General features: G+C 35.3%; 7 protein-coding genes. 1 reads left to right on the top strand and 6 read right to left on the bottom strand.

The window, feature by feature from the left end; translation table 11 throughout:
• Positions 1-39 precede the first annotated feature (39 nt).
• Positions 40-804: a hypothetical protein gene (locus ACRD62_RS19090; protein ID WP_430821714.1), complete on the bottom strand. Its 765-nt coding sequence runs from the start codon at positions 802-804 to the stop codon at positions 40-42.
• 123 nt (positions 805-927) lie between these two features.
• Here ACRD62_RS19090 and ACRD62_RS19085 point away from each other — a divergent pair, with 123 nt between their 5' ends.
• Complete coding sequence (locus ACRD62_RS19085) at positions 928-1,686, top strand: metal-dependent hydrolase (protein WP_430821713.1); 759 nt, start codon at positions 928-930, stop codon at positions 1,684-1,686.
• Between the two features lie 20 nt (positions 1,687-1,706).
• Here the strand turns inward: ACRD62_RS19085 and ACRD62_RS19080 are convergent, their stop codons facing one another.
• From ACRD62_RS19080 to ACRD62_RS19060, 5 genes are all read right to left on the bottom strand, one after another.
• On the bottom strand, positions 1,707-2,063 hold the full coding sequence (locus ACRD62_RS19080; RefSeq protein ID WP_430821712.1) for a MotA/TolQ/ExbB proton channel family protein: 357 nt from the start codon (positions 2,061-2,063) through the stop codon (positions 1,707-1,709).
• Positions 2,064-2,080: 17 nt separating this feature from the next.
• A complete protein-coding gene (locus ACRD62_RS19075) occupies positions 2,081-2,767 on the bottom strand; it encodes a hypothetical protein (protein WP_430821711.1) in 687 nt (228 codons plus the stop codon).
• Between the two features lie 3 nt (positions 2,768-2,770).
• Entirely contained in the window at positions 2,771-3,376 is a 606-nt protein-coding gene (locus ACRD62_RS19070) for an outer membrane beta-barrel protein (protein ID WP_430821710.1), read from the bottom strand.
• A gap of 36 nt (positions 3,377-3,412) precedes the next feature.
• On the bottom strand, positions 3,413-4,081 hold the full coding sequence (locus ACRD62_RS19065; protein WP_430821709.1) for a DUF4468 domain-containing protein: 669 nt from the start codon (positions 4,079-4,081) through the stop codon (positions 3,413-3,415).
• Between the two features lie 398 nt (positions 4,082-4,479).
• The gene (locus tag ACRD62_RS19060) at positions 4,480-6,285 is read right to left on the bottom strand and encodes a family 43 glycosylhydrolase (protein ID WP_430821708.1); all 1,806 of its coding nucleotides are present in this window, start codon (positions 6,283-6,285) and stop codon (positions 4,480-4,482) included.
• Between the last annotated feature and the right edge of the window lie 449 nt (positions 6,286-6,734).

The raw sequence follows: 6,734 nt of genomic DNA, 5'->3' as shown, positions 1-6,734 counted from the left end.
TACATCTATCTTTAGGATATAAAACTCCTAATACGGTCTTTAAAAATATAGCGTAATATCATGTTTTACCTGTAGCCATATTTTAGGACTTGACAATTCCCCTGCAGGTCTCACCATTGAAAACCGAGATAAACCAATTTTTGGACTAAGAGTAACTCTTTTAGCCTGCTTTGCAGTATTACTAAAATATTTTTGCTGCTGTTCTTCTGAACAATTATCATTGTAGCTGATAAAAAAGTTTGTTAAGGCCTTTTGATCATATTTTAATTTGATAATATCGCTCAAGCCAATAGCCTCACATTTAAAGTCAGCCTGTATTTGAGATTTAAAAGAATAGTCTTCCATTTCTTTCCCATTGGAAGAAATATATTTACGATACTTTAATAATTTTAAATCACCATGATTAAAACTATACCAAAAGGTTACATTATCATCCACACCTGCCATAAACAAACTTGCTTCCCCTTCGACAACAACCCTTAAAAAAAGACTATCATTTTTTATTCGTCTAATCTGATTACCTGAAAGATATTTATTGTCAACCTCAACTTTTTCAGACTTAAACTTATAGCTTTCTCCAATTACTAATTCATCTATTTGATTAGAATAAACCTTTTCAGGCATACTATCCAAATGTGTTTTTATCAGGAAAAATGCAGGAATATCTCTCCATTGTTCAACCTGAATGTAGCAAGAATCAGCATTACCCTCCTTGTTAATATAGAATCCTTTTGTAAATTCTGATTGAGCTAATAAAGAAGTTGAAATAAAAAGGACAGAAAGAAGAAATAAGATTTTAGTCATTACCATAAGTTTAGATTAGGAAGTCAAATGTAAATAATTTATCAGTATAATTTACCACTATAAGCTTTAACATGTTCAATGAACTTATATCTTTAGGCCCGGTTTACTTATAAAATCTATAGCATGGATATACTTACACATGGTTTAACCGGAATGGCATTATCAACTGCAGTTGCAGCACATACCTCATCGAGTTGGAAAAGTAAGCTTTGGATAGGTATTGCAGGTGGATTTGGAGGTATTCTGCCCGATGTGGATGTTATATCGAAATGGGGTGGCTTTGATGCTACCTTTGGTAAGTGGTTTAACCTTCAACAAAGTGGTAATGAAATATTCTGGGATACTCATTGGTATTCGCATCATGTTTTTACTCATTCGATTGTTGGCTCATTATTTTTTATTTTAATAGGTAGCTTCCTCTACCTGGCTTATGCTAAAGCTTTTGGAATAACGAGTCTAAATCGATTAGTTTGGTATTCGATAGCCTTTTTTATGGGTTATATGGGACACCTCACAGAAGATATGATAACTCCCGGAGGATCGTGGGATGGAATTGCTTTCTTTTGGCCATCAGCCCATTTTACTGGAGGCTGGGGTAAAGTATGGTGGTGGAATAATTACGATCTATTTCTGATTGTTGTGGCTGCACTTACTATCAATACGGGTCTTATTATTGCCCGATATAAATCCGCTTTATTCACAAAAATCATTATACTGGTAGCCATATTGCTCTTTACTATTCAGATTGAAAGACGCAATCACAATTTCAACCTCAGTGGTAACAAGGAAGAACTATCAAAAGAATTACAAAAACAATATTTGGGTGAAACCATTTTCAAAATAATGCAAAAGACAGATGATATTATTCCGGTAGCTTTTTAGTGGCTAAAGACTGATAGCGATCACAATCTCTTTTGCTGTACATTTTTTAGTACACCCCAAATAATTAAAGATATAATTAACACCCATAATCCGGTTATGGTAGACTGATAAGAATCTTTTATTCCTTCAGCTACAATGGATGCTGATATAGTCCCCATCATGGTAATGGTATCAAAAGTTGAGGCAATTGACATTACTTGCCCCAATATGCCAAACAGTAATGTGACTAATCCTAATAACCAAATCCAGAATATTGGTACTTTATTGGGTCGATCACTTTGTCTGATCTTAATTAGCATTATATAACCAACAATTAAAATAACAAAACCTAAGGCCATCGTTATCAAGTTATATTGATTACTAAGTAATTGATCCATATACCGAAAATTTATTATTAATTATAGGCTCCTTCTCCAAGGGTAGAAGGATCATCGCTAAGATAAACGGTGTCATCATCGGGAGACGATAAAACCAGAACTCTACCATAATAATCGGGCAAGCCTAACTGTTCTGCCTGTTTCCAGTTCCCTTTTCCATAAACAGCTACCTCTTCCCCTTTTTCAATTACTCCTTCTTTATATCTGATGGTTTTATTCATTCCCAACATATTCTCACTTTCCAAACCATGTTGGTTCAGATAACGTTCCAACACATCTGTTGCATCGTTTAAAAAGCCGGAGCGATAACTTTTATCTTTAACAATGTAGCTTCTCAATTCACGGTCATCAACCATCGCATGAGCATTACCGTCACGAATGAGATATTTGCAATGCTTTGTTTCGTTAATTATAGTATGCCATTGTGAACTTTTACCCGATGATTTTTGCTGTTCAACTATAATATGATAACAGGCACAAGGGCGACCTGACAATGGGGCTATTAATGGTTCATCAACCAATTCAACTTTACCAACCACTTTAGCTACATCGCCGGCATAAAAAGAAGATACCCGTTTAACAGGAGCCTTTTTGAGTTTCCGCTTTACACGGGCATTATTGTTAAAATAAGCAACCAAAAAGATAATTAAACCAACAACTGCAATTATGATGATAAAAACCGGATCAATAGAAAAAGAACTCATATTTTAAAAGTTATAAGTAAACCCAATTCGTGTGCCTGATTCCGCTACATGTTGTTGATACCTTTCGGTACCTATCAATGCACGAAGTTTAAAGTAAGGATTAACAAAGACAGCGGCGCCACATTTAAAATCGTATTGTGCACCAACTCCCATTACTCCTCCTAAACCATTCTGACTGTCAACCGACATTGTAGCGTTGGTATCAAAACTGATTAATGCTCCTCCATTAATAAACAAATACTTTAAAAAGCGCAGTTTCAAAAGTACCGGAATTTCAATCAGTCCAAAATCCTCATTGTAGGGTTTTATTTCATTTTGCGGATCGTAAGCAGGTGTAATTAAAATACTTTGTTGCGAGTATTCCAGTCCTGTTTCCATTTCAAGCCAAGAATTCAATGGCTTACTAAATATCAACCCGATGTTATAGAAATTATCTCCGTCATAACTGGCAGCTCCTATCAATTCATTAAAACGAAACACATCATTACTGCCAAACGATGAATAAGATAAACCAAGTTTAAATTTGGTCACCTCAGAATCGGATGATTGAGCATGCAAATAAGTATTTACTGAATATAGCAATACAAATAGTACAATTGTTTTTTTCATTAATAAGGGTTTAGGATAGGTTTTTACTTCTGATAGCTATAATTTTCGTTTTAGTGGATAGCTGGTATGAAAACTTCTGAAACTATTTATCTGAGTCAATATCTGACTGTTTGTTTTTTCAAATAAAGTCAGATATAACCTCCAATGCGCAGGATCCTTTAAAATAACCGGATAAGCTGTGTCAATGCCGGTGTTAACCGTCTTATCCTCAACCCAAACATTTCCGGAATAATGCCCCTTAAAAAAGGCCTGATACGACAAGTTGATAAATTCAAATACAATCTTCTCATCAATAATAGTGATGATACCTGTATAAAAACCTGTATAGTTGTCGATTAATTCAAAGCTATTATCAAAAATGATTCGTCCATCCTCCTTGTTCGCATACATGAATGAAGGATAAAGGCCAAACTTAACGGCCAGAAACTCCATCGACTGGTTGAACAAATGATCTTTATTGACACCAGGGAAATCACTTACATATGTATAATGAACCACACTGTCTTCATCTAACGGTAGTTCGGGATACTCTTTGAAGTCGTCAATAATTTTATTCCATCGCACAGCAAAAGAAGAATACATCTCCTTTGATAATTCTTTAGACATAAACTTATTGTACAATGCATTTTCTTCCAATTTCGAAGTCTGGCCAAACATATTTGTGGCAACAAACATTAGCAGGATTAATAATGGAAATTTCTTCATAATATATTATGCTAGGTTGTATTTTATGTTTATAATTTTAAATATAATTATTTCTTTAACTAATTAACCGACTTGTATTAATCTTGAACCTAAACTAATGGTGATAATCCAATAATTTTCATGATTTAATTTATCTATGATAGATTATAAATCAAATCATTAACAAACACTACGTCAGGTCAATTTTGATTAATTTTTGAAGATATATTCTTATTAATCATTATGCTACAAACCGACTAAGTTCAAAACTAATTGATAGATTATTCATTTAAACCAACCACTTTTGGATGATCTGTTATTTTTAATATTACATCTAATTAATTAACCATTCTTAACACAAAAATCAGGCCAGAACAATTCGATAACTTTACAATATATTTTCTTTATACGATAAAACACTATTTTACCATAACAGGTTTTGTTGAAACTGAGATACCATTTTCGTTAAAAGCTTCAATTGAAAAATAATAACCGGTTGCTTTATCCAGCGAAGGTATTTTAAGTTCTGCCTGATCATAAACCAACCATGAGTGATACAACTTATCAGGTGCTATTCCCCAACGTATATTATATCCCTGAGCCCCCTTTACAGCATTCCACGACATTACGGCTTCTCTCCTGTCTGCCTCACGGCTGATTGTAAAGTTGGATACTTTGGTCGGCTTTTTACCTTCACCTAAACCAAAAACACGTATCTCCGACATGGCCAGATTCTTACCCGGCACCTCAATGTTTTTATACCGTATATATTTAGCTCTTACAGGTTGTTTCAGCGTTATATATGCATTGGGTGTATCTTTAAAACTATTGCTTTTATCTACAATGGTCTGCCAATTAGCACCATCTAACGAGGCTTCAATTATATAACGATGACGTAAACCGTCAACACGAGTATAAATACCTGATTCATGATCGTGATAATTGAGCTGCAAAGCATATACATTTCCAATTTGGTTCATTTCTATCTCTACCCATTGGTTGGCATCATTGGAGCCAGCTACCCAAAAGGATTTAGGACTCTCGTCAGTTAATACCTTTGAAATGATTTTGCCATCTGGCGTATGTTCCACTTTCATTTCCTCAATATCAAATTCGCCATCATCAGCTGTACTTTTCTTTATCTGTAAAGCCGAACTTGATACGGTGGTTTTACCTTTGTACGATAATAGCATCCAGCCACAATGTTGTCCGGCTTTTGTTGGATGATCGGGACTAAAGCGCGGATAATCGCCATAATGAGTGTTGCAATGCATGATACCTTCCGCATCAAAATAAGTTGGAAACATACACAAACGACGCTCCCAGTGAGAATTGGATGCTAATGCCATGGTTGCAAAATGCCAGTATTGGTTATCAGTAGCTTTTACGGTCATTCCATGACCGGCACCATTGGTGAATCCACCGGGTTTAAAACTCACCGGATTGCCTTCCATGTAGGTAAAGGGTCCTTCTGGCGAATCTCCAATATAGGCACCATCGGCATATACATTAAACTGAGTGCCGGGCGCAGCATACTGAAGATAATACTTGCCGTTATACTTGGTCATGGAGGCACCTTCCATATAACCTTCTTTGATGGTTGGATGAAAGTTATTCTCACCGAAGCGTTCCCATCCATGCTCTTCTTCATTAAGATTAATCAGGTCCTTTGGTTCACCAATCTGAAGCATTCGGTCATCTTTATTCAGCTGTTTTACTTTAATAGGATGAACATTTGATGATCCCCAATACAAATAGGTTTTTCCATCATCATCAATAAAAAGCTCTGAATCCTGTATATTATTTGAAATGGATGCTACAGAAGACCATTTGCCGGATTTAGGATCATCGGTATAAAGAATGCTTCCGTAACCAGCAGGATCACCGGCAAAATAAATAACAGAATCTTTATAATTAAATGCCGTAGGTGCATTGGAACCTTCAAAAAACCATTGCTGCGGACGAATAAAATCCCAGTTAACCAAATCAGTTGAATGCCAGTAACCAAACGAACGCGTTACAAACATATAGTATTCACCTCTGAACTCAACCACTGCCGGATCAGCTCCCGAACGATAAGAAATATTCCAGGCGGAGTTATAAATCATGTAAGTGTAATCAATATCAAGCGGATTACAATAGGTTTGAGGTATCGGATCCTGAGCATATACAAGTGAACTAACAAACAGTAAGGCTAAACGTAAGGCATTCTTTATCCGGTTCATTGCTAATTTGGATTTAATTAAACTTTTAAAATTGATTCAATGAGGTCGTTTGGTTTTTTCATATTTGAGATTACCAACTTACATTAATTTCCATAAATAATCCAAAACTTTTTCTTGAAGTTGGTTCAATTCTGTCCTAATTATTTTTCAAATTGGCGCTTCGCCCAAACCCGACTTCATTTCTTGCCTTGATGCAAGAAACGAAGCAAAGAAAATCAAGGCTACACCTGTCTCACTAAAAAAACTACGGTCAATTGACTGAAATCGTTTAAACTCGTTGACTACGCTCAACTCAAACAGTAAACGATTTTTAATCGTCAATTCAACCTTGTTTTTTTGCTCGCCAACTGAGGCCTGTTATACACAGTAGCTTTCTTTCATTATCAAATATTATTTAGGACGCAATTGAAGTTGGTTAATAGATTAGTGATGAATCAGTAATAACAAAT

It is taken from the genome of Carboxylicivirga caseinilyticus, assembly GCF_050589785.1.
In the GTDB taxonomy this organism is placed as follows: Bacteria; Bacteroidota; Bacteroidia; order Bacteroidales; family Marinilabiliaceae; genus Carboxylicivirga; species Carboxylicivirga caseinilyticus.
This window is presented reverse-complemented; position numbering and strand designations above follow the sequence as displayed.